17 protein-coding genes are annotated in these 22,842 nt (G+C 76.5%); 8 read left to right on the top strand and 9 right to left on the bottom strand.

Going from position 1 to position 22,842, the window contains the following annotated elements; translation table 11 throughout:
* Window positions 1–16 precede the first annotated feature (16 nt).
* Entirely contained in the window at window positions 17–283 is a 267-nt protein-coding gene (locus tag HKK73_RS05845; protein ID WP_085388333.1) for a mycoredoxin, read from the top strand.
* A gap of 130 nt (window positions 284–413) precedes the next feature.
* Here HKK73_RS05845 and nudC read toward each other — a convergent pair whose 3' ends face one another.
* Complete coding sequence (gene nudC, locus HKK73_RS05840; protein WP_232322608.1) at window positions 414–1,541, bottom strand: NAD(+) diphosphatase; 1,128 nt, start codon at window positions 1,539–1,541, stop codon at window positions 414–416.
* 120 nt (window positions 1,542–1,661) lie between these two features.
* Between nudC and HKK73_RS05835 the strand changes: the two genes are divergently transcribed.
* Window positions 1,662–2,582, top strand: a complete 921-nt coding sequence (locus HKK73_RS05835; RefSeq protein ID WP_085388334.1) for a phosphotransferase — start codon at window positions 1,662–1,664, stop codon at window positions 2,580–2,582.
* 12 nt (window positions 2,583–2,594) lie between these two features.
* Here HKK73_RS05835 and HKK73_RS05830 read toward each other — a convergent pair whose 3' ends face one another.
* The 3 genes from HKK73_RS05830 to HKK73_RS05820 form a co-directional block, all read right to left on the bottom strand.
* Complete coding sequence (locus HKK73_RS05830) at window positions 2,595–6,197, bottom strand: UvrD-helicase domain-containing protein (RefSeq protein ID WP_371810587.1); 3,603 nt, start codon at window positions 6,195–6,197, stop codon at window positions 2,595–2,597.
* Complete coding sequence (locus HKK73_RS05825) at window positions 6,194–9,640, bottom strand: UrvD/REP family ATP-dependent DNA helicase (RefSeq protein WP_171467619.1); 3,447 nt, start codon at window positions 9,638–9,640, stop codon at window positions 6,194–6,196. Before HKK73_RS05825 ends, HKK73_RS05830 begins: the two co-directional genes overlap by 4 nt.
* Window positions 9,641–9,702: 62 nt before the next feature.
* Entirely contained in the window at window positions 9,703–10,677 is a 975-nt protein-coding gene (locus HKK73_RS05820) for a DUF3152 domain-containing protein (protein ID WP_085388336.1), read from the bottom strand.
* Window positions 10,678–10,743: 66 nt separating this feature from the next.
* Here HKK73_RS05820 and HKK73_RS05815 point away from each other — a divergent pair, with 66 nt between their 5' ends.
* Window positions 10,744–11,481, top strand: a complete 738-nt coding sequence (locus HKK73_RS05815; RefSeq protein ID WP_085388337.1) for a TetR/AcrR family transcriptional regulator — start codon at window positions 10,744–10,746, stop codon at window positions 11,479–11,481.
* A gap of 94 nt (window positions 11,482–11,575) precedes the next feature.
* The gene (locus tag HKK73_RS05810; RefSeq protein WP_034654117.1) at window positions 11,576–11,800 is read left to right on the top strand and encodes a DUF3107 domain-containing protein; all 225 of its coding nucleotides are present in this window, start codon (window positions 11,576–11,578) and stop codon (window positions 11,798–11,800) included.
* An 87-nt stretch (window positions 11,801–11,887) separates the two neighbouring features.
* Here the strand turns inward: HKK73_RS05810 and HKK73_RS05805 are convergent, their stop codons facing one another.
* Window positions 11,888–12,601: a ferritin-like fold-containing protein gene (locus HKK73_RS05805; RefSeq protein ID WP_171467618.1), complete on the bottom strand. Its 714-nt coding sequence runs from the start codon at window positions 12,599–12,601 to the stop codon at window positions 11,888–11,890.
* A gap of 242 nt (window positions 12,602–12,843) precedes the next feature.
* On the opposite strand from HKK73_RS05805, the gene HKK73_RS05800 reads away from it, so the two are divergent.
* Window positions 12,844–14,511, top strand: coding sequence for a DEAD/DEAH box helicase (locus HKK73_RS05800; protein ID WP_085388338.1), 1,668 nt, complete (start codon window positions 12,844–12,846; stop codon window positions 14,509–14,511).
* Window positions 14,512–14,608: 97 nt separating this feature from the next.
* On the opposite strand, the gene HKK73_RS05795 is transcribed toward HKK73_RS05800, so the two are convergent.
* The gene (locus HKK73_RS05795; RefSeq protein WP_171467617.1) at window positions 14,609–15,799 is read right to left on the bottom strand and encodes an MFS transporter; all 1,191 of its coding nucleotides are present in this window, start codon (window positions 15,797–15,799) and stop codon (window positions 14,609–14,611) included.
* Entirely contained in the window at window positions 15,796–16,521 is a 726-nt protein-coding gene (locus HKK73_RS05790) for a FadR/GntR family transcriptional regulator (protein ID WP_085388340.1), read from the bottom strand. The genes HKK73_RS05795 and HKK73_RS05790 overlap by 4 nt, the downstream gene beginning before the upstream one ends.
* Window positions 16,522–16,659: 138 nt before the next feature.
* Between HKK73_RS05790 and HKK73_RS05785 the strand changes: the two genes are divergently transcribed.
* Entirely contained in the window at window positions 16,660–18,489 is a 1,830-nt protein-coding gene (locus tag HKK73_RS05785; RefSeq protein WP_085388341.1) for a chitinase, read from the top strand.
* 81 nt (window positions 18,490–18,570) lie between these two features.
* Here the strand turns inward: HKK73_RS05785 and HKK73_RS05780 are convergent, their stop codons facing one another.
* On the bottom strand, window positions 18,571–19,203 hold the full coding sequence (locus HKK73_RS05780; protein WP_021482981.1) for a MarC family protein: 633 nt from the start codon (window positions 19,201–19,203) through the stop codon (window positions 18,571–18,573).
* Window positions 19,204–19,210: 7 nt separating this feature from the next.
* A complete protein-coding gene (locus tag HKK73_RS05775) occupies window positions 19,211–20,050 on the bottom strand; it encodes a PHP domain-containing protein (protein WP_085388342.1) in 840 nt (279 codons plus the stop codon).
* Window positions 20,051–20,167: 117 nt separating this feature from the next.
* On the opposite strand from HKK73_RS05775, the gene HKK73_RS05770 reads away from it, so the two are divergent.
* The gene (locus tag HKK73_RS05770) at window positions 20,168–21,064 is read left to right on the top strand and encodes an alpha/beta fold hydrolase (RefSeq protein ID WP_085388343.1); all 897 of its coding nucleotides are present in this window, start codon (window positions 20,168–20,170) and stop codon (window positions 21,062–21,064) included.
* On the top strand, window positions 21,061–22,707 hold the full coding sequence (locus HKK73_RS05765; RefSeq protein ID WP_171467616.1) for an aminopeptidase P family protein: 1,647 nt from the start codon (window positions 21,061–21,063) through the stop codon (window positions 22,705–22,707). The genes HKK73_RS05770 and HKK73_RS05765 overlap by 4 nt, the downstream gene beginning before the upstream one ends.
* Window positions 22,708–22,842 lie beyond the last annotated feature (135 nt).

Genomic DNA, 22,842 nt, shown 5'->3' with positions numbered 1-22,842 from the left:
AGCAGGAGAGCCCTCGATGAGCACCGCCCCGACCCTTCCCGACGCCGGTTCGATCGTCATGTACTCGACGACCTGGTGCGGGTACTGCCGCCGCCTCAAGACGCAGCTCGACGCCGAGGGCATCGGGTACACCGAGGTCAACATCGAGGAGACGCCCGGCACCGCTGAGTTCGTGGAGTCCGTCAACGACGGCAACCGCACCGTGCCGACCGTCGTCTTCCCGGACGGCTCCGCCGCGACGAACCCGTCCCTCGCGGAGGTCAAGAAGCGCCTCGCCGCCTGACGCGGTCGTGGGAGGGCCCGGTCCGGACGTCCGGACCGGGCCCTTCCGCGTCCCCGAGCAGGGGTCGTCCGACGGCGGTGCGTCGCGCCGCCCCTCGCCGCCCGCCGCTCTGAGCGGCCCTGAGCCGCTGTCAGTCGTCGGCGAGGCGCGCGCCGAACCAGTCCTCGACGAGCGCCCGCGCGATCGACGACCGGCCCGGCAGCAGCACCTCGCCCGACCGGACGGCGTCGGCGAGCTCGGCCCGCGTGAACCAGCGCGCGTCGGTGAGCTCGACGCCGTCCACGTGCAGCTCGGTCGTCAGCGCGCGCGCCGAGAACCCGAGCATGAGCGAGGCGGGGAACGGCCACGGCTGGCTCCCCCGGTAGGCCACGTCGCCGACGACGACGCCCGCCTCCTCCGCGACCTCCCGCCGCACCGCGTTCTCGAGCGACTCCCCGGGCTCGACGTAGCCCGCGAGGGTCGAGAACCGCCGCTCCGGCCAGTGCGCCGCGTGCCCCAGCAGCAGGCGCTCGTCGGACCCCTCGCCGTGCACGACCGTCATGATGACCGCCGGGTCCGTGCGCGGGTACAGCTCGACGCCCTGGGCCACGCAGCGGCGCGTCCAGCCGCCCTTCTCGACGGTCGTCCGGCCGCCGCAGCGCGGGCACCGCGGGTGGTTCGCGTGCCACGCCGCGAGCGCGACGGCCTCCGTCGCGAGCCCCGCGACGGGCGCCGCGACCTCGCCGACGAGGTCCCGCAGCCCCGACCACGTCCGCTCGCGCGCGAGCACGGCGAACGGCTCGGAGGCGTCCACGCCCTCGATGTCGACCTCCTCGGCGTCGGCGTCGTCGGGCAGGACGAGCGCGAGGTACGCCGTGCCGTCGCCCTCGCCGAGGAAGAGCCAGCGGCCCTGGTCGTCGTCGGTCGCCGGGTCGACGTCGCGCAGCTCGGCCGGGTCCAGGAGGGCGACGCCGTCCGCCGCGCCCGGGCCGCCGAGCGCGAGCCGGCCGCGGTGGACCAGCAGGACGCGCGTCGTCGGCTGCGACCGCAGCGTGCGCACGAGGTCCGGCTCCGCGCGGCGGTGCTCCGCGCGGTCGACGAACGCGCCGTCGAGCGGCAGCGGGAGGTGGTCCAGCGGGGTGCGCGGCAGGGCGCCCGGCCCGGGGACCGTGCCGGTCCCGGTGTCGGTCGGGGTGCCGGTCGACGTGGTCGTGGGTCGGTCCGGGGCCGCGGCGGGGTCGCTCGTGCCCGACGACGGCCGGGCGGCAGGGGTGCTCACCCCCCGACCGTAGGCCACCCCCGGCCGGGCCACCCGCCTGCGCGGGCGCCGCCGGGCGGGGTGCGGCGTCGGACGGCGTGGGTCGACCGGGCGCGTGCGGGGACCGACTACCGTGGTCGCGTGCCTCGCTCTCCGTTGACCCTCGCCGCGCTCGCGACCGCCGCCGTGCCCGGCCTGGACGCCCGCAGCGCGCGACCCGTCGAGGACCCGGGCGACTACGACACCGCCGTCGTCACCGACGCCGACGGCGCCCGCTGGACCGTGCGCGCACCCCGCAGCCTCCAGGCCGGCGCCGCGCTCGAGGCCGAGGCGGAGCTGCTGGGCTCGTTGCAGCACTACGCCGAGTCGGGGGTGCTGTCGTTCGCCGTGCCGCGCGTCAGCGGCACCGCGCTCCTGCCCGAGGGCGGGCGGGCCGTCGTGCACCCGGCGCTCGAGGGCGAGCCGCTCGACGTCGACAGCCTGCGGCCCGGACCGGGCCTCGCGGCCGACCTGGGCCGCGTGCTCGCGTCGGTCCACGAGCTGCCGCGCACGATCGTCGACGACGCCGGCCTGCCGGGCTACGAGGTCGAGGAGTACCGCGCGCGCCGCATGGCGGAGCTCGACGAGGCCGCGGCCACGGGCAAGGTCCCGCCGACGCTCCTGCGCCGCTGGGAGACCGCGCTCGAGGACGTCTCGCTGTGGCGGTTCCAGCCGGTCGTCGTGCACGGCGACCTGGGCCCGGAGCAGGTGCTCGTTGCCCGCGGACGCGTCGTCGCTGTGACGGACTGGGCGAGCGCGCGCGTCGCGGACCCCGCCGACGACCTCGCGTGGCTGCTCGTCTCGGCACCGCCCGAGGCCGTCGACTCGATCATGGAGGCGTACCAGCTGCGCCGCACCGAGCTCACCGACAAGCACCTGCTGGACCGTGCGCTCCTCGTCGGCGAGCTCGCGCTCGCGCGCTGGCTCCTGCACGGCGTGCGCAACGGGCTCGACGACGTGGTCGCCGACGCCCTCGACATGCTGGCCGACCTCGACGAGGCGACGCAGGACGCCGACGACTGAGGCGTCGCCGGCTCAGTCGGCGACCAGCAGCGCCTCGATCTCGGCCTCGCTCAGCAGGCGGCGCGGACGCACGGTCTCGTCGGACGCGACGTAGTAGAACGCGGCGTTCACCTGCTCCAGCGGCACCCCCGTCCAGCGCGACCACGCGAGCCGGTAGACCGCGAGCTGCACCTCGCGCACGCTGCGCGCCTCCGGGTCGGACGGCGCACGCCCCGTCTTCCAGTCGACGACCACGACGGCGTCGTGGGCGCCGCCCGCGTGCTCCGGGAGCTCGGGGAACACCGCGTCGATGCGCGACCGCAGGACCGTCGACCCGACGGGCGTCTCGACGTCGACCTCGACCGCGACCGGCGTGCGCGTAGCCCACTCCGAGGCCAGGAACGTCCGCTGGAGCGTCTCGAGGTCGGCGTCGGGGTCGAGGTCGTCGTCGTCCGCCCCGGGGAGGTCCTCGACGTCGAGCAAGGACGACGTCGTGAAGTACCGCTCGGCCCACAGGTGGAACCGGGTGCCCCGGCGCGCGTGGACCGTGGGCTCGACCGGGACCGGGCGGCGCAGGTGGAGCGCGTACTCGTCGCGGTCCGCCGCGAGCCGCACGAGGCTCGACGCCGAGACGTGCGCCGGCAGCTCGACCTCCCGGCCCGAACGCTCGGCGCGCTCCGCGAGCAGGACGCGCGCGAGCGCGACGAGGTCACGCCCCTCGGCGTCGACGAGGACCCCGGAGGGCGCCGTGAGCCCGGCGGGGCCGCCCGTGCCGTCCACGCCCCCCTGCCCGGGCAGGGCGTCGACCGTCCCGGCCCCGGCGGGCGCGACACGGTCCGCCGCGCCGCGTCCCGCCGCGTCACGTCCCGCCGCGTCACGCTCGGCTGCCGCACGCTCGGCCGCCGCACGCTCGACGGCCGCCGCGGTGTCCCGCAGGACGGACCGCGCAGACCCGCCGGGAGCGTCGTCGGGCACGGGCCACGTCCCGGTCACCTCGACGTCCTCGAGCGGGTTGGAGTCGTCGGGGCCGGGAGGTGCCGACCACCCGTCGGCCGTCACGACCCCCGCCTCGACGAGCTCGACGAGGAACGGCGACAGCGCGCGCGGGCGCGACCCCGTCTGCCACCAGGACGCCGTGAGGTACAGCTCGCGCCGCGCGCGCGTGAAGGCCACGTAGGCGAGCCGTCGCTCCTCGGCGAGCTGGTGCTCCCCGCTCGCCGCGCGGAACTCGTCGCGCCGCGCCACGAGCTCCTTCGTGTCCGCGGCGAGGTCGAAGCGGAACTCCGGTAGGTCGGCGGCGTCGCCGCGCAGCGGGTACGGGAGCTGGCTCACGTCGGTGAGCCAGCCGCTGTCCGCGCGCACCCCCGACGACGACTGCGCAGTGGTCGGGAACACGCCGTCCACGAGCCCAGGCACGACGACGACGTCCCACTCGAGGCCCTTCGCGGCGTGCGCGGTGATGACCTGCACCGCGTCCGGGTCGGGCTCGCGCACGGGCAGGTCGAGCCCGTTCTCCCGGGTCGAGGCGACCCCGAGCCAGGCGAGGAACGCCCCGAGCGTCACGACGTCCGCCGTCTGCGTGAACGTCGCGGCGACGTCGCGGAACGCGTCGAGGTGCTCGCGGGCCCGGTCGCTCACCGCCTCCGGGTCGACGAGCCGCCGCGACGCGAGCAGCGCCTCGTTCGTCACGGCCTCGACGTCGAGGCCCAGGGCGCGCTCCGCCTCGACGACGAGCTCCGGGAGCGACAGGTAGGTGAGGCCGCGCAGCGCGCGCAGGGTCCGGGAGAGCGCCGAGAGCCGCGCGTGGCCCTCCGCGGAGAGCGTGCGCCCGTCCGCCGCCGGCTCGCCCGGGTCCGGGAGGTCGTCGAGCGCGTCGACGATCGAGCGGTGGTCAGCCACGTCGCCCTCGACGACCACGAGCCCCGACTCGGCGTCCTCCGCGGCGGGCGCACGACGGCGCGAGCCGAGCGCGCCCTCGAGCCGCGCGAGGTCCGCCGCGCGGCTCCCGAGCGCGTGCAGGTCGGCGGCGCCGAGGTTGAGCCGGGGCCCGGTGAGGAGACGCACGAGCGCGTCGCCGCGCGAGGGGTCGTGCACGGCCTCGAGCAGCGCGACGACGTCGACGACCTCGGGCGTCGTGAGCAGCCCGCCGAGGCCGACGACCTCCACGGGGAGCCCGCGCCGCCGCAGCGCGACCTCGACCGCCGCGAACTGGCTGCGCTTGCGGCACAGCACGGCCGCGGTGACGCGCCCGCCCGGCGCGCTCGCCGGGCGCCAACGCGCGGCGACGCGCTCGGCCACGGCCGCGGCCTCCTCCTCGGCGGTCGCCGCCACGTGCGCGGCCACCGCGCCCGGGCCCGCGCCGGGACGCAGCGCGAGCGGCGGCACCTCGACCCGGTCGCCCCGGCCACCGGCGACGGCACCGCGCAGCGGACCGGCCGTGACGTTCGCCGCCGCGAGGACGGCGGCGTCGTTGCGCCACGACGTCGAGAGGAAGCGCACGGCCGAGCGGTCGCCGCCCGCGCGCGGGAAGCGGTCGGGGAACCGCGCGAGGCCGCCCGCGCTCGCGCCGCGCCACCCGTAGATCGACTGGTGCGGGTCGCCCACGGCCGTCACGGGGTGCCCGCCGCCGAACAGCCCCGCGAGGAGCTCGACCTGCGCGTGCGACGTGTCCTGGTACTCGTCCAGGAGGACGACGCGGAAGCGGGCGCGCTCGGTCTCCCCCACCACGGGCACCTCGCGCGCGAGCCGCGCCGCGAGCGCGACCTGGTCGCCGAAGTCGAGGGAGTCGGTCGCGCGCTTGCGGCGGCGGTACTCCGCGACGACGTCGAGCAGCCGGACCCGTTCCGCGACGTCGCCGACGAGCTTCTCGACCTCCTTGGTGCGGGCCTTCTGCCGCGGCCCGAGCGGGAGCGCGTCGAGCTGCTCGACGATCTCGGCCAGGCGGTCCCGTGCCTCGGCGGGGTCGAGGAGGTGCTCGCCGAGCGCGCCGGAGAGGCCGAGCACCGCCGCGACGACCGTGCTCAGCGCGCGGTCGGTGCCCAGGTCGTCGTCCCAGGACTCCACGACCTCGGACGCGAGCTGCCACTGCTGCGCCTCCCCGAGGAGGCGGGCCCCAGGCTCGACGCCGACGCGCAGCCCGTGGTCGCCGACGAGCGACGCGGCGTACGCGTTGTACGTCGCGACGGTCGGCCGGTCGAGCAGCGAGAGCGCCGACGCCGCCCCGCCCCGGGCGCGCGCGAGCTGGGCGAGCCGCACCTGGACGCGCTCCGCGAGCTCGCCCGCCGCCTTGCGCGTGAACGTGAGGCCCAGCACCGCGTCCGGCGGGACGAGCTCGTTCGCGATGAGCCAGACGACGCGCGCCGCCATCGTCTCCGTCTTGCCCGAGCCGGCCCCGGCGACGACGAGCGTCGGCTCGAGCGGCGCCTCGATCACCTCGACCTGCTCCGGGGTCGGGCGAGGACGTCCGAGGAGGTCGGCGATCCGCGTCGCGGAGAGCGTCGGCTTCGGCGGCTCCGCCGCCCGGTGCCCGTCGCCCGGGGTGTCGGCGCTCTCGACCGGGAGGCCGTCGGCCGCGACGAGACGGACCGTCGGCCCGCTCGCGCCCGCCTCCGGGAGCTCGAACAGCTCGCTGCTCACGCCACGACCCTCCTGCCCTCGGGCTGCACCGGGCACGCCCGGCGCACGGGGCACATCTCGCACAGCCCGTTCTGGCGGGCCGTGAACGTCGCCGCCGACATGGTGCCGGCGGCCTCCTCCACGAGGTCGCGCGCCCAGCTCGACCCGTCGGGCTCCGGCTCCAGCGCGGGCTGGGCCACGACGGCCGGGCCCACGTGGGTGCTCCCGACGTAGACGAGCTGCGCGCCCGCGCTGCGCGTGCCCTCCGGCACGTCCAGCGCGCCCGACTCGACCGCGAGCTGGTAGGCACCGAGCTGGGGGTGCTCCGCGCCCTCCGCCTTCGTGGCGGTGCGCCGACCGGTCTTGAGGTCGACGACGCGGACCTTGCCCTCCCCCGCCGCCTCGACCCGGTCGATCGTGCCGCGCAGCCGGGCACGACCGACGGTGACGTCGAACGACGGCTCGACGAGGAGCGGCTCGCCCGCCTGCGCGACGTAGGCCGCGAGCTTCTCGACCATGCGCTCGGCCCGGCGCCGGAGCTGGCGCGCGGGCCAGCCGTCGGGCAGCGCGAGCTCCGCCCACCGGCGGTCGAGCTCCGTGCGCAGCTCGGCGAGCGACCCGGAGGGGTGGGTCTCGGCGATCGAGTGGACGAGCGTGCCGAGGCTCTGGTGCGTCGCGTCGGGCGCCGTCCCGCCGGCCGCCTCGAGCGACCACCGCAGCGGGCACGTCGAGACCGTCTCGACCTTCGAGGGCGACACCGTGACGGTCTCCTCCGCACCGCGCAGCGGCGCCGTGCTCGACACGCCCGCCACGCCGTACCACGTCTCCGGACGGGCCTCCGCGACGCCGAGCGCGCCGAGGTCCGCCAGGAGCGTCGCCGCCGCGACGGCGCGCTCGTCCGGCTCGGGCGTCCCGGCGCCGCCGGCCTCGCGCGCCGCGGCCTCGACGAGGACGCCGCGGGCCGCGGCGACCAGCCCGCGCAGGTCGAGAGGCGCCCCGACGCGCACGTGCCGCCGCTCAGCGGGCTCGGCCGGCTCGACCTGCCCGCCCCCGACGTCCGCGGACCCCGGGCCGACGGGTGCGCGGCCGACAGGTGCGGGGCCGACGGGTGCGGGACCGGCACCCGCCGCGGGGGCGTCCGGGCCGTCCTGGGGACCACGCCCGTCGGGACCGTCCGTGCCGTCGGGGCCCTCGGGCGCCGACGGCGGCACGACGAGGTCGCAGAACACCGACGGCGCCTCCTCGGCGTCCTGCACGGCCGTCACGACCAGGCGACGCGTCGCACGCGACGTCGCGACGACGAAGGCCCGCAGCTCGTCGGCGAGCACCTGGGCGCGCGCCTGCGAGCCGACCCCGTGCGCGTCCTGGGCGCGGCCGGCGAGGAGCTCGACGAGCGCCTGCGAGCCGAGCAGCGAGTCGCGCAGCCGGAGGTCGGGCCACACGCCGTCCTGGACGCCCGCCACCACGACGACGTCCCACTCGCGCCCGGCCGCACCGGCCGGGGTGAGCGCCGCGACGGCGTCGGCCCCGCTCGCGCTCGCCGCGAGCGAGTCGGCGGGCAGGTCCTGCGAGGCGAGGTAGTCGACGAACGCCCCGGCGGGCGCGCCCGGCATGCGGTCGACGAACGTCTCCGCGGCGCGGAACAGCGCGAGCACCGCGTCGAGGTCACGGTCCGCGCGCGCCCCGGCGGGGCCGCCGTCGAGCGCCGCCGAGCGCCAGCGCTCCGCGAGACCGGTCGCGGCCCACACCGCCCACAGGACCGTCTGCGCCGTCGCGCCGGGCTCCGCCGCCGCAGCCCGCCCCGCCGCGAGCGCCCGGGCGACCGCGACCGGCCCGCGACGCACCGTGGGCGGGAGCGTCGCGGCGCGCGCCGGGTCGAGGAGCAGCTCGACGATCAGCGCGTCGGACGAGCGCCCACCCCCGCCCTCGAGCTCCTCGGCCCGCAGCGCCCGGCGCAGACGGCGCAGCGCGACGACGTCGAGCGCGCCCACGGGCGACGTGAGCAGCGCCGCCGCGGTGAACGGGTCGAGAGCCTCGGGGTCCTCCGCGTCGGCGACGCACACGCGGACGGCCGCGAGGAGCGGCGCGACCGCCGGCTCGTCGCGCAGCGGGACGTCGGAGCCGAGCAGCGTCACGGGCACCGAGGCGGCTACGAGCTCGCGGCGCAGCGCCGCGAGCCGCGTCCCCGTGCGCGCGACGACGGCCATCCGGTGCCAGGGGGTGCCGTGCAGCAGGTGCTCCGCGCGCAGCTCCCGGGCGACGAACGCGGCCTCCTGCGCGACGGCCGAGAGCACCGCGACCTGCACGGGCGGGACGCCGGGGCCGACGTCGGCCGCCTCGCCCGGACGCCCGTCGACGTCCCGCGGCGCGGCGCCACGGTGCACCGCCCCGGCGACGGTGCCGACCTGCGCGGTCACGCGGCGCGTCACCTCGCGCAGCGGCGCGCTCTGGCGCCAGGCGGTGCCCAGCACGGCGACGCGCGCGCCCAGCTCGCCCCGGCGAGCGCCGTCCCGCCGGGCCGGGGCGGACGCCCGGCCCACGAGCCCCGGGCTCGCGCCGCGGAACGTCTGCACCGCCGCGTCGGGGTCGCCGAGCAGCACGAGGCGCGCGCCGTCGTCGTGCAGCACGTGCAGGAGGCGCGCGGTCGCGACCGTCGCCTCCTGGTAGTCGTCGACGACGACGAGGTCCCAGCGCGGCCGGGCGGCGTCGGGCACCTCGTCGTCCCAGGCGAGCAGCGCCTCCGCGGCCTCGTCGACGACGATCGCCGGGTCGAACCGCGACCCGGCGTCGGGCGTGCCCGTGCGCAGGGCGGTGACGTCGAGGTACTCCGCGAAGAGCTGCGCGCCGAGCGACCACTCCGGGCGGTCGTAGCGCTCGCCGAGGGCGGCGAGGTCGGCCGGGGTCAGGCCGCGCTCCGCCGCGCGCATGAGGAGGTCGCGGAGCTCCTGGCGCAGCCCCCGGAGGCCGAGCGCCTCCTCGGGCAGGCCCGCGGGCAGCGCGAGCGGGGTGCCGAGGTGCGCGAGGCCGCCGTCGAGATGGCCCTCCAGGAGCTCGGCGAGCACGAGGTCCTGCTCCGGGCCGGAGATCAGCGTGGGGACGGGCTCGCCCAGCGCGGCCGCGCGCTCCCGCAGGACGGCGAAGGCCGCGGACGCGGCGGTGCGCACCAGAGGCGCGCCGACCGTGCGGCGCGCGCGGGCCGAAAGCCGGTCACGGAGCGCGGCGGCGGCGCGGCGCGACGCCGCGAGGAGGAGCACCCGCTCGGGCGCCACGCCGTCGCGCAGGGCCGCGAGCACGACCTCCTGCGCGACGAGGGTCTTGCCCGTCCCGGGTGCGCCCACCACGAGGGTGGCCCCGGGGCCGGCCGCGGCGGCGAGCGCCGCGCGCTGGGAGTCGTCGAGCACCGCGTCGGCCTCGAGCTCGCGAGGCCGCGCGACGAGGCGGGGGGCGGTCGTCGTCCGGGGCACGGACCTGATCCCATCACGCGCCACCCACACCGCCGCGCGGGCGCGCGCCGTGGGGCCGGGGGTTACGGGACGGGCCAGCCGTTGGTCAGGCAGCCCTGGGCCGAGATGGACTGCTGGACCATGACCGGGGCGACGGCGCCCGGCGCGGGGCAGTCCTCGTGGCCGTGGCCGAGCACGTGCCCGACCTCGTGGTTGACGAGGTACTGCCGGTACGTGGCGAGGTCGTCGCCGAAGTCGGGCGCCCCGAGCACCCACCGCTCGAAGTTCAGCACGGCGGCGCCCGTCACCGAGTTGCCGCACGAGTAGCGGCTCTCGGTCGCCAGCGGGGCGCACAGGCGGTCGGTCGTGGCGGGGCTCGCGAGCACGACCCGGATGGACGCGTCGTCGGCCGCCGTCCGCGAGAACGTCACGCCGTCGGGGACCGACCAGCCGCGCGGGTCGTTGAGCGTCGCGAGCACCGCGGCGGCGAACACCTCGCCGTCGACGGGCAGCCCGGCCTCGACCTCGACCCGGACGGAGCGGACGGTGCCCGTCCCGGGCGCGGGGCTCTCCCCCGGCACGACGACGAGCGAACCGCCGAGGTCCGGCGCGACGACGACCGTCCCGACCAGACCGGAGCCGGGCTCCGCGACCGGGGCCTCGGGCGTCTCGACGGGTGCCGGCTCCGCGAGGGGCTCGGGCGTCGTCGTCGTGGGGGCGGGGGTGGGCTCGGGCGCGGTGATCGCGTCCGGGCGCGGCGCGATCGGGCCGAGGAGGCCCGGGCCCTGCTCGACGGCGCCCGCGCGCTCGACGGACGACCGGCTCACGGCCGCCGACTCGTCGCGCTCCGGGGCCGGCGGCTCCGCGCGGACGTCTGTGGCGGGAACAGCCGCGGTGCCCGCCGCCCGGCCCAGGTCCCAGACCTCCGCCGTCGCCGCACCGCCGCCGAGGCCGACGACGAGGCACGCGGCGACCGCGGCGCCGTGCCGCAGACCCGTCGTGCGACCCCCGGCACGGGCGGTCGAGAGGCGGTTCGGGGGGGTATGTCTGTCGGGCACCCGCCCATCGTCCCACTCCTCGCGACGCGAGGTCGACACGAACCGCGGTTTCCGTATCCTCCCCCCATGGGAGCCACCGAGGGACGCACGCGCGGCGCGGCCGCCGCTCCCCCGGGCCTGCGCACCCGGATGCCGCGCGACGAGCGCCGCGCGCAGCTCCTCACGATCGCCGAGGAGCTCTTCGCCTCTCACGGCTACCACCACATCTCGATGGACGACATCGCCGACCGCGCCGGGGTCGGCAAGCCCGTGCTGTACCGGCACTTCCCGTCGAAGCTCGACCTCTACCTCGCGATCGTCGACGACCAGGGCGAACGCCTCGTGGGAGCCGTGCACGCGACGCTGGACCCGTTCCGCGAGCCCGCGCCGGGGAACCCCGCGGGCGACCTCGACGCCCTCGCGGTCGACGGCCTCGCCGTGATCGAGGGCATCGTGCGGGCCTACGTCGCGTACGCGCGCGCGGCGGGCCGCTCGGCCGCGCTGCTCTTCGAGTCCGACGTCATGCGGGACCCGGTCGTCCGGGCGCGCGTGCTCGCGCCGGACACGACGATCGCCGGCGCGTTCGCCGACGTGCTCGTGCGCATCACGGACCTCGACGCCGACGAGGCGCTCGTCGTCGCGCGGACGTGCACCGCCGTCGGGCGGGCCGCCGCGACGGAGGTCGTGCGCCCCGACGGCGGCGCGACGGCCGACGACGTCACCCGCCTCGTGCCGCGCCTCGTGTGGCGCGGGGTGCGCGGCATGCTGCGGCGGCCGCCGTCGGGCTCCCTCAGCGCGCCCGACGGGTCGGCGACGGGAATCTGACTACTATCGATCGCGTTGTCGCCGGTGGGACGCCCACCGGCGGCCCGAGGCCCGTCGTCGCTGCGCCTGGCGCAGCCGCTGTGAGGAGAGCTGAGTGGAAGTCACGATCGGTGTGCAGAACCTGGCCCGTGAGATCGTCGTCGACACGGACCTGACCGCCGAGGCCGTGGCCACCGCGGTCGCCGACGCGCTCGGCGGCGCCCCCGCCCTCGAGCTCACCGACTCGCGCGGTCGCCGCGTGATCGTCCCGACGGCGTCGCTCGGCTACGTCGAGATCGGCACCGAGGAGCAGCGCCGGGTCGGTTTCGGCTCCCTCTGAGCCTGAAGGTCTGAACGTCGGGCCCCGAGCGTCGGGACCCAAGCGTCACGTGCCGCCGTCGCGCCCCCGGGCGCGGCGGCGGCTTCGTCATGCCGCGAGGCCCAGGCGGTCCATCCGCCGGGAGTGCTCCGCCGTGAGGCGCGCGAAGACCCAGGACTGCGTCGCGGGCGCGGGCCCGCTCCCGCCGTCGGCGGCGACCGGCTCGGCCCCCGCCGCCACGAGCCGGGCGAGCGCGGGACGCCTGGACAGCACGTCGCCGACGACGCCGAGCGCCTCCCCGACGAGGCGCCGACCCCACAGCGCGAGGCGCGACGCGAGCACCGGGTCCTCCGCGGCGACCTCGGCGATGACCGGGGCGTAGCGCTGCGACGGGGTGTCGTGCGTGAGCGCCTCCACGACGACGTCGCGCGAGCGCTCGTCGAGACCTTGGGCCGCGAGGAGGCAGAAGTCGTCCGCGACGCCCTGGCCCACGTAGCCCTTGAGGATGCCCTCCCACCACGTGCTGGGCTTGGTGCGCGCGTCGAAGTCGTCGAACAGGCCGTCGAACGGGGTCATGCAGTCCGCCGGGTCACCGCCCAGCTCCTCGACGCGCACGAGCACGCGCTCCTGCCGGTCGAGCATCGCGGCCGCGAGACGGGACAGGGCCTGGCGCTGGCGCAGCGTGGGGGCGTGCGCGGCGTCGCCCGCGAGGCGCCCGAAGCTCGCGAGCTCGGTGTACGCGACGAGGCCGAGCAGCTCCACCGCGTCGGTGTGGTCCGCCGGGGGCAGGGTCGTGGGGCTCGCGTGCTCGGCGTCGCTCATCGGGCCAGGATAGTTCTCCGATATCATGGCCGACGTACATCGGTTGCCCGGTCGTCCAGACCTCACGCTCGTCACGCGTACGACGACGGCACGGCACGGTCCGCAGCGCGGGCCTGGCCACGACATCCCACGATCGGCTGCCGGCCACGAGGTGCGCACGACCGCGACCGGGAACCTCCCCGGCTCCGGGCCCCGACGGGCCCGCCGACGGTCGCGCGTGCCCGAACGAGACAGAGGCACCAGTGACCACCACAGACGCCACCACCACCGACGCGACGCCGGACGTGAGCGCGGACGCGACGTCCGTCGCCGCCAGCGTGCACGCGGACAACACGACCTTCGCGGACTTCGGCGTCCGCCAGGAGATCGTCGACGCGCTCTCCGACGCGGGCATCGTCCAGCCCTTCCCCATCCAGGCGATGACGCTCCCCGTCGCCATGTCCGGCCACGACATCATCGGCCAGGCCAAGACGGGCACCGGCAAAACCCTCGGGTTCGGCGTGCCGCTCCTGCACCGCGTCGTCGCCCCGGGCGAGCCCGGCTTCGACGAGCTGCCCTCCCCCGGCAAGCCGCAGGCGCTCGTCGTCGTCCCGACGCGCGAGCTCGCCGTCCAGGTCGCGAACGACCTCACCACGGCCTCGAAGCGCCGCTCGGTGCGCATCGTCCAGCTCTACGGCGGTCGCGCCTACGAGCCGCAGGTCGAGGCGCTGACGCGCGGCGTCGAGGTCGTCGTCGGCACGCCCGGCCGCATGATCGACCTGATGAACCAGGGCCACCTCAACCTCACGCGCGCCGCGACCGTGGTCCTCGACGAGGCGGACGAGATGCTCGACCTCGGGTTCCTCCCGGACGTCGAGAAGATCTTGGCTCGCACGCCCGCGCAGCGCCACACGATGCTCTTCTCGGCGACCATGCCGGGCGCCGTCGTCTCTATGGCGCGCCGCTACATGAAGCAGCCGACGCACATCCGCGCGAACGACCCCGACGACGGCGGCCAGACGGTCAAGAACATCGAGCAGGTCGTCTACCGCGCGCACGCGCTGGACAAGGTCGAGATGCTGGCACGCATCCTCCAGGCCGAGGGCCGCGGGCGCACCATCGTGTTCGCCCGGACCAAGCGGACCGCCGCGAAGGTTGCGGACGAGCTCGTCGACCGCGGGTTCGCCGCCGGCTCGATCCACGGCGACCTCGGGCAGGGCGCGCGCGAGCAGGCGCTGCGCGCGTTCCGCAACGGCAAGATCGACGTGCTCGTCGCGACCGACGTCGCGGCACGCGGCATCGACGTCGAGGACGTCACGCACGTCGTGAACTACCAGTGCCCCGAGGACGAGAAGACGTATCTGCACCGCACCGGCCGCACCGGCCGCGCGGGCAACAAGGGCACCGCCGTGACGTTCGTCGACTGGGACGACATCCCCCGCTGGTCGCTCATCGACAAGGCCCTCGACCTCGGCATCCCCGAGCCGGTCGAGACGTACTCGAGCTCGCCGCACCTGTACACCGACCTGCACATCCCCGAGGGCACGAAGGGCCGCCTCCCCAAGGAGCGGCGCACGCTCGCCGGGCTCGAGGCGGAGGAGATCGAGGACCTCGGCGAGACCGGCAAGCGGCACACGCCCGCGGGCGGGTCGCGCGGGCGCCAGGGCGGCCGGTCCGACGGCGGCCGCGGCCGTCCCGAGGGCGACCGGGGCCGGTCCGGCGGCCAGGGCCGCTCCGGCGGGCGTCGCGGCGAGACCGAGCGCACGGGCGCGCGTGCCGAGGGTGAGCGCACCGAGGCGACCGAGGGCGCCCCGGCGACCGAGGGCGGCGAGCGCCGCCGTCGGTCCCGCAGCCGCCGCCGCACGCGCGGCGGCCGCCCGGTCGAGCAGCAGGGCGGTGCCGCCGAGGCGACCGCCCAGCCCGCGGAGTAGCCGCTCCCGGCGGTTCCCGAGCCCGACGACGAACCCCGGGTCGCGTCCCACGGTCACCAGGCCGCGGGGACGCGGCCCGGGGTTCGTCGCGTCCGGGTCAGTGCACGTGCGCGTCGCGCCCGGCGAACCACACCGCGACGCCCTGGACGGCCGCCGCGGCGACGAGGAGCAGGAGCGGGACCGTCCATGTGCCCGTGACGTCGTGCGCGAGCCCGAGGCCGAGCGGGCCGGTCGCGGCGAGCAGGTAGCCGGCGCTCTGCGCCATGCCGGAGAGCTCGGACGTGTGCGCGGCGTCGCGCGCCCGCAGCGCCATGAGGGTGAGCGCGAGGCTGATCCCGCCGCCCTGCCCGAGGCCGACGAGCACGATCCAGAGCGCCGCGCCGCCGGGGGCGGCGGCGAGCCCGAGCAGCCCCGAGCCGACGAGCACCACGAGCACGAGGCCGATGCCGCGCTGGCGCGGCATGCGCCCGGCGAGGACCGGGGTGACGAACGAGCCGACGATCCCCGCGAGGTTGCACAGCGCCAGGAGCCAGCCGCCCACCTCCGGCGTCCGGCCGAGCGCGACCATGATCTCGGGCAGCCAGGCGTTGACCGCGTAGAACGACAGCGACTGCATGCCCATGACGACGGTGACAGCCCAGGCGAGCGGGCTGCGCCACACCGCCGACCGCGCGGCGGCCGGCCCCGCGCCGGGTCCGAACGCCACCGTGCCGGCGGGGTCGGGCCGCAGCGCGCGCGGCACCCACACGAGCGCCCCGAGCACGGCGAGGACGCCCCAGGTCGCGAGCGCGCCGCGCCAGTCGAGACCGGCCGCCGACGCGACCGGCAGGGTCAGGCCCGCCGCGAGCGCCGCCCCGCCGGAGAGCGCCATGGAGTACAGGCCGGTCATGAGACCGATGCGGTCGGCGAAGTCGCGCTTGATGAGCGCGGGCAGCAGCACGTTCCCGAGCCCGATCGCGCACCCGGCGACGACCGTCCCGGCGAACAGCCCGGCGGTCGAGGGCACGAGGCGCAGCGCGAAGCCGACGCACAGCAGGACGAGGCTCACGAAGAGCGCGCGCTCGAGCCCCCAGCGCCGCGCGAGCACGGGCGCGAGCGGCGCGAGGAGCCCGAAGCAGAGGACAGGAAGCGTCGTGAGCACGCCCGCCGCCGTCGCGCTGAGGCCCAGGTCCGTGCGGATCTCGCCGAGCACGGGCGAGATCGCGACGACGGCCGGCCGGAGGTTGAGCGCCGCGAGGACGATCGCGACGACGGCGGCCAGCCCCAGCGGACGGCGCAGCCCGCTCACGCCTCGACCTCGTCGGCGTCGGCGTCGGCGCGACCAGGACGGTCCGCGGCGGCCTCGACGAGCTGCGCCCGCACGGCGTCGATCGTCGCGACGACGGCGGCCTCGGCCGCGTCGGCGTCGGCCGCCCGGATCGCCGCGACGACCTCCTCGTGACCGGGGACGTCGCGGTGGTGCCGACGCTGCCCGCCGGACGGGAGCGTACGGACGAGCGCGTGGTCGAGGCCTCCGTAGAGGTCGGCGAGCAGGGGGTTGCCCCCGGCGCGCACGACCTCGCCGTGGAAGGCGACGTCGGCGGCCTGGAAGGCCTGCTCGTCCCCGTCGCGTGCCGCGACCTGGGCGGCGAGGGCCGCGTCGAGGCGGCGGAGGGCGACGGCGTCGGCCCGCCCGGCAGCGGCGCGCGCCGCACCGCGCTCGAGGATCTCGCGCACCTCGAGCACGTGGAGCGCGTCCGTGGTCCGGGCCCGCCGGGTCAGTGCGGCGTCGAGCCCGTCGGCCGCGCGCACGTAGGTGCCGTCGCCGCGGCGCGGCTCGAGGATCCCGGCGTGCTCGAGCGCGCGCACGGCCTCGCGCACCGTGTTGCGCCCGACGCCGAGCTCGGCGACGAGCTCGGGCTCGGGCGGGATGCGGGTGCCGACGGGCCACTCCCCGCGCTCGACGCGCTGCATGAGCCGTTCGACGACGAGCTCCGACACCTTGCGGGGAGGACTGATCGGCTGGTTCACCGAAAGAACCTAACATCCCCTGTTTGGCTCGGTGGTGAGACGGGCGTACGGGGTCCCGCGTACGGGGGTTGACCAGCGCGCGCAACCGCGAGGACCTTGCGACAGGACCGCTCCTTCGACGACGAAAGCGAGACCACCATGGACCCCACCCCGTCACGACGCCGACGACGACTGCGCAGCCTCCTCGCCCTGGTCGCCTCCGCCACGCTCGTCGGGACACTCCTCACCGGCACGACGACCGCCGCGGCCGCGGACACCGAGCTCGCCGTCAACGGCGGGTTCGAGTCCGGACTGTCCGGGTGGACGTGCTCCGGCTCCACGGGGCAGCAGGTCACGAGCCCGGTCCGCACCGGCAGCGGGGCGCTCCGGGGCACGCCCGCCGGGACCGACACCGCGCGCTGCTCGCAGACCGTCGCCGTTCGACCCTCGTCGACCTACACGCTCAGCGCGTGGGTCCAGGGCTCCTACGCGTACCTCGGGGCGAGCGGCGCGACGGCGCAGGACGTCACCACCTGGACGCCCTCGGCCGCGACCTGGCAGCGGCTCAGCGTGACCTTCACGACGACCGCGACGGCGACGTCCGCGACCGTCTTCGTGCACGGCTGGTACGGCCAGCCGGCCTACGTCGTCGACGACGTCAGTCTCGTGGGCCCGGGCGGCGGCACGGCGCAGCCGCCCGCGACCCCCACCGGCCTCACCGCCGGGACGCCCACCGCCACCAGCGTGCCCCTCACCTGGGGCGCCGTCGCCGGCGCCACCGGCTACGCCGTCTACCGCGACGGCACCCGCGTCGCCACGACCACGGCCCCGTCCACCACCGTCTCCGGGCTCACCGCCGCCACCGCCTACTCCTTCCAGGTCACCGCGACCAACGGCGCGGGCGAGTCGCCCCGCTCCGCCGCCGTCGCCGTCACCACGGCGACCGGCGGCACCGGGGGCGGACCCGGCGCCGGGCTGCCGGCGCACGCGCTCGTCGGCTACCTGCACACGTCGTTCGCCAACGGCTCGGGCTACGTCCGGATGGCGGACGTCCCGGACTCGTGGGACGTCATCAACCTCGCGTTCGGCGAGCCGACGAGCGTCACGTCCGGCGACATCCGGTTCAGCCTCTGCCCGCGGGCAGAGTGCCCGAACGTGGAGTCGGTCGCGGAGTTCAAGGCCGCCGTCGCCGCCAAGCGCGCGGCCGGGAAGAAGGTGCTCCTGTCGATTGGCGGGCAGAACGGTCAGGTCCAGCTCACGACGACCGCCGCGCGGGACGCGTTCGTCGCCTCCGTGAGCTCGATCATCGACACCTACGGGCTGGACGGGGTCGACATCGACTTCGAGGGGCACTCGCTGTACCTGAACCCGGGAGACACGGACTTCCGCTCCCCGACCACCCCCGTGATCGTCAACCTCATCTCCGCGCTCAAGACGCTCACGGCGCGGTACGGCGACGACTTCGTGCTGACGATGGCGCCGGAGACCTTCTTCGTCCAGAACGGCTACCAGTTCTACGGCTCCGGCCCGTGGGGCGGCCAGGACCCGCGCTGCGGCGCCTACCTGCCGGTGATCCACGCCCTGCGCGACGACCTGACGCTGCTCCACGTCCAGCACTACAACTCGGGGCCGATCATGGGGCTCGACGACCAGTACCACTCGATGGGCGGCGCGGACTTCCACGTCGCGCTGACGGACATGCTGCTCACCGGCTTCCCGGTCGCGCGCGACACGACGCGGATGTTCCCCCCGCTGCGCCCCGAGCAGGTCGCGATCGGCCTCCCGGCCAGCACGCAGGCGGGCAACGGCCACACCCCGCCCGCGCAGGTCGCCCAGGCCCTGGACTGCCTCACGAAGGGCACGGGCTGCGGGTCGTACCGGACCCACGGGCGCTGGCCGGGGCTGCGCGGCCTCATGACGTGGTCGATCAACTGGGACCGCTTCAACGGCGGGGAGTTCTCCCGGAGCTTCGACGCGTACTGGCCCTGACGAGCGGGTCACGGTCGCGCACGCGACCGGCGTCCGGGAACCCGCCCCCGGACGCCGGTCGCCTCCGACGGCGGGACGCGGTCAGGCGGTCTGGACGAACTCGATCACGGCGTCGGCGACGAGCTGCACGGCGATCGCCGCGAGCAGCAGACCGGCGATCCGGGTCACGAGGATCGTGCCCGAGTCGCCGAGGACGCGGTTGATGACGTTCGCGAAGCGCATCGAGAGCCACAGGCACACGTGCACCGCGACGACGCCCGCCGCGATGGCGACCCACTCGGCGACGCCCCCGCCGCGCTCCCCCGCGCGCTGCACGAAGACCATCGTCGCGACGATCGCGCCCGGGCCGGCGAGCAGCGGCGTCCCGAGCGGCACGAGCGCGACGTTGACGCCCTTGTTGCCCGACGGCTGCGGCTCCTCCATCTTCCCGGTGAGCAGCTCCATCGCCACGAGGAGCAGCAGCAGGCCGCCCGCCGTCTGGAGCGCGGGCAGCGAGATGTGCATGTAGCTGAGGATCTGCTGGCCGAACACCGCGAACGCGACGATCACGCCGAACGCCACGAGGATCGCGGTGCGCGCCGCCTGGTTGCGCTGCTTGGCGCCCATCGCGCTCGTCAGGCCCAGGAACACCGGCACCGTGCCGGGCGGGTCCATGATGACGAACAGGGTGACGAAGACCTCCGTGAAGAGCCGGACGTCGAAGAACTCGCTCATCGTCCGATCATCGGATCACGTCCAACTGTCCCAGCTCCTCGATCTGCTCCAGCACGGTCGGTGCTGTCGTGTTCTCCCCGAGCCGGTTCGGTTTGCCGGCCCCGTGGTAGTCGCTCGACCCGGTGACGAACAGGCCCAGGGTCCGGGCCAGGTCCTCGAGCCGTGCACGCTGACGCTCGTCGTGGTCGCGGTGGAACACCTCGAGCCCGGCGAGCCCCGCCTCGGCCATCTCCTCGATCACGGCGTCGGCCACGACGCGGCCGCGACCGTCCGCGCCCGGGTGGGCGAAGACGGGCACGCCGCCCGCGGCGCGGATCCCGCGCACGGCCACGACGGCGTCGGGCGCGTAGTGGGGCACGTAGTACGGGGTGTCCGTGGCGAGGATGGTCGCGAACGCGGCGGAGCGGTCGGGCGCGAGCCCGGCCGCGACGAGCGCGTCGGCGATGTGCGGTCGCCCGATCGTCGTCCCCGCGACGGTCTGGGCGAGCACATCCTCCCACGTGATCGGGTAGTCCTCGGCGATGAGGTCGACCATCCGCCGGGCCCGGCTCGTGCGCGCGTCGCGCGTGCGGTCCAGCTCGGCGAGGAGGGCGGCGTGCGCCGGGTCGTGCAGGTAGGACAGCACGTGCACGCTGATGCCGCCGGAGCGGGCCGAGATCTCCGCGCCGCGCACGAGCGCGACCCCGTGCGCGAGCGCCGCGTCCGTCGCCTGCGCCCAGCCCGCCGTCGTGTCATGGTCGGTCAGCGCGACGACGTCGAGCCCGGCCGCGGCGGCCGCCTCGACGACCTCCCCCGGGGCGTCCGTGCCGTCGGACGCGGTCGAGTGGGTGTGGAGGTCGATGCGCACGGGACCAGGATAGTGACGACGCACCGAGGCGGCGGCACGGGACCCCCACACGATGTCCACACGGGGCGCGGCCCCTCCCCACGGTCGTCCCAGGCTGGGGTGCCAGAGTCGGGAGCGATGACCCTCACGACGCCCCCCACGGCAGCCCTCGCGACGACCTCCCCCTCGACCCCCTCGACGCCGGCGTCCCCCGACCCCACGCAGGCCCCGCCCGCGGTGGTCTTCGTCCACGGCATGCGCACCTCGGGCGCGATCTGGGACCACCAGGTCGAGCACGTGCGCGCCCTCGGCCACGACGCCGTCGCGGTCGACCTGCCCGCGCACGGCGCCCGCGCGCACGAGCGCTTCACGCTCGACCGCTCCTTCGAGGTGCTCGACGAGGCGGCCGCGTCGTTCGGCCCCGACCGCCGGGTCGCGCTCGTCGGCCTCTCGCTCGGCGGCTACACGTCGATCGCCTGGGCGGCCCGACGTCCCGCGAACCTCGCGGGCGTGGTGGCCGCGGCCTGCACGTCCGACCCCAAGGGCAAGCCCGTCGCGCTGTACCGCGACGTCGCGCGCCTCGTCGTCGCCGGGGGCGGCGCCGTCGGACGCGGCGCGCGCTGGGCCGCGCGCACGACCGCGACCGCGTGGGGCACGATCGCCCGCGGCGGCCGCGGCCTGCCGGGCGGTGCCGCGTCGTCGTACGCGCTGGCCGGGCCGGCCGACGCCGGGCCCCCGACGCCGGTCGCGCCCGGCTGGCACGTCGTCACCGACGCGCTCACCCAGCTCGCGGGCCGCTCGTGGCTCGCCCACGTGCGCGACGTCGACGTCCCGGTGTGGCTCGTCAACGGCGCGCGCGACCACATGCGCCTCGACGAGCAGCGCTACCTCGCGGCGGCCGCGGACGCAGCGCTCGTCGTCGTGCCGCGCGCCGGCCACGACGTCAACAGCGAGGCCCCCGAGGCCTTCAACCGCGTGCTCGGGCGCGCGCTCGCGGACTTCGGCCGCGTGCGCGGTGCGAGACTGGGGGCATGACCGACGCCACCCCCGTCACGCCCGCGCCCCCGTCCGAGACGCCCGACCAGACCACCGAGCACGCCGGTCCCGGCGAGACCCAGGACCTGGCCGCGCGCGGGAGCAACCGCTCCCAGCGCCCGGACTCCGACGCGTTCAAGGCCTTCATCACGAGCGGCTGGGCGCCGCGCGCCGCGCTCGACGTCGAGCCGCTGCCGGCCGCCCCGTTCACCGTCGCGCGCCGCGCAGCGCTGTCGGCCCGGTTCCCGGGCGCGCGCCTCGTCGTGCCCGCCGGCCCCCTCAAGACGCGGTCGAACGACACGGACTACCGCTTCCGCCCGCACTCGGCGTTCGCGCACCTCACCGGCTACGGCACGGACCAGGAGCCCGACGCGGTGCTCGTGCTGCACCCCGTGGAGCCGGGCACCGGGGACGCCGGGTCCGACCACCACGCCGTGCTCTACGTCCGCCCGCTCGCGGCGCGCGACACCGAGGAGTTCTACGCGGACGCGCGGTACGGCGAGTTCTGGGTCGGCGCGCGTCCGTCGCTCGACGACGTCACGACCGCGACCGGCGTGGAGGCGCGGCACGTCGACGAGCTGCGCGACGCGCTCGCGAAGGACGTCGGCGACGGCGGGGTGACGCTCCTCGTCGTCGCGGGCGCGGACGAGGCCGTGGAGGCGCTCGTCGAGGCGATCCGCGCGGAGGCGGGCGTCGACGAGGCCGCCGGGTCCGCCGAGGACCAGCAGCTCAGCGAGGCCGAGTGGCTCGCGCGCGCCGAGGCCGCGTACCGCCGCACGGACGCCGCGCTCGTCGAGGCGGTCTCCGAGCTGCGCCTGGTCAAGGACGCGCACGAGGTCGAGCAGATGCGCGAGGCCGTCGCGGCGACGATCGCGGGCTTCGAGGAGGTCGTGCGGAGCCTGCCGCGCGCCGTCGGGCACCGTCGCGGCGAGCGCGTCATCGAGACGACGTTCGACGCCCACGCGCGCCTCGAGGGCAACACGGTCGGCTACGAGACGATCGCCGCGGCCGGCGAGCACGCGACGACGCTGCACTGGATCCGCAACGACGGCGTCGTGCGGACCGGCGAGCTCGTGCTGCTCGACGCGGGCGTCGAGGTCGACTCGCTCTACACGGCCGACGTGACGCGCACGCTGCCCGTCGACGGCGAGTTCACCGACGTCCAGCGCCGCGTGTACCAGGCCGTGCTCGACGCCGCGGACGCCGCGTTCGCCGTCGCGGTGCCGGGCGCGCGCTTCCGCGACGTGCACGCCGCCGCGATGGAGGTTATCGCCGCGCGTCTGGAGGAGTGGGGCCTGCTCCCGGTGAGCGCCGCCGAGTCGCTCTCGCCCGAGGGCCAGCAGCATCGCCGCTGGATGGTGCACGGCACGAGCCACCACCTCGGCCTCGACGTGCACGACTGCGCGCAGGCGCGCCGCGAGCTCTACCTCGACGGGGTGCTCGAGCCGGGCATGGTCTTCACGATCGAGCCGGGGCTGTACTTCAAGGCGGACGACCTGGCCGTCCCGGCGGAGTACCGCGGGATCGGCGTCCGCATCGAGGACGACGTCCTCGTCACCGCCGACGGCAACGAGAACCTGTCGGCCGCGCTCCCCCGTCGGCCCGAGGAAGTCGAGGCCTGGATGGCGCGGCTGCGCGGCTGAGCGGGCCCGGCTCACCGGCGGAGGAACTGGGCTATGGTGGCCCGTTCATCCACCGGTGAGGGGAGGTGAACTCACGTGGCGAAGAGCATCAAGAAGGAAGCGTCGATGTCCATCAAGGAGAAGCGCGCCCAGAAG

This window comes from Cellulosimicrobium sp. 72-3 (assembly GCF_013127315.1).
Classification (GTDB): domain Bacteria; phylum Actinomycetota; class Actinomycetes; order Actinomycetales; family Cellulomonadaceae; genus Cellulosimicrobium; species Cellulosimicrobium funkei.
The sequence above is the reverse complement of the archived record's forward strand: the minus strand, read 5'-3'. Positions and strand labels throughout refer to the sequence as shown.

Bases quoted from the DNA above. Each gene is read 5' to 3' on its own strand.
- HKK73_RS05845 (WP_085388333.1), top strand. From the start codon at position 17: ATGAGCACCGCCCCGACCCTTCCCGACGCCGGTTCGATCGTCATGTAC.
- HKK73_RS05815 (WP_085388337.1), top strand. From the start codon at position 10,744: ATGGGAGCCACCGAGGGACGCACGCGCGGCGCGGCCGCCGCTCCCCCG.
- HKK73_RS05805 (WP_171467618.1), bottom strand. From the start codon at position 12,601: ATGAGCGACGCCGAGCACGCGAGCCCCACGACCCTGCCCCCGGCGGAC.
- HKK73_RS05785 (WP_085388341.1), top strand. From the start codon at position 16,660: ATGGACCCCACCCCGTCACGACGCCGACGACGACTGCGCAGCCTCCTC.
- HKK73_RS05780 (WP_021482981.1), bottom strand. From the start codon at position 19,203: ATGAGCGAGTTCTTCGACGTCCGGCTCTTCACGGAGGTCTTCGTCACC.
- HKK73_RS05770 (WP_085388343.1), top strand. From the start codon at position 20,168: ATGACCCTCACGACGCCCCCCACGGCAGCCCTCGCGACGACCTCCCCC.
- HKK73_RS05765 (WP_171467616.1), top strand. From the start codon at position 21,061: ATGACCGACGCCACCCCCGTCACGCCCGCGCCCCCGTCCGAGACGCCC.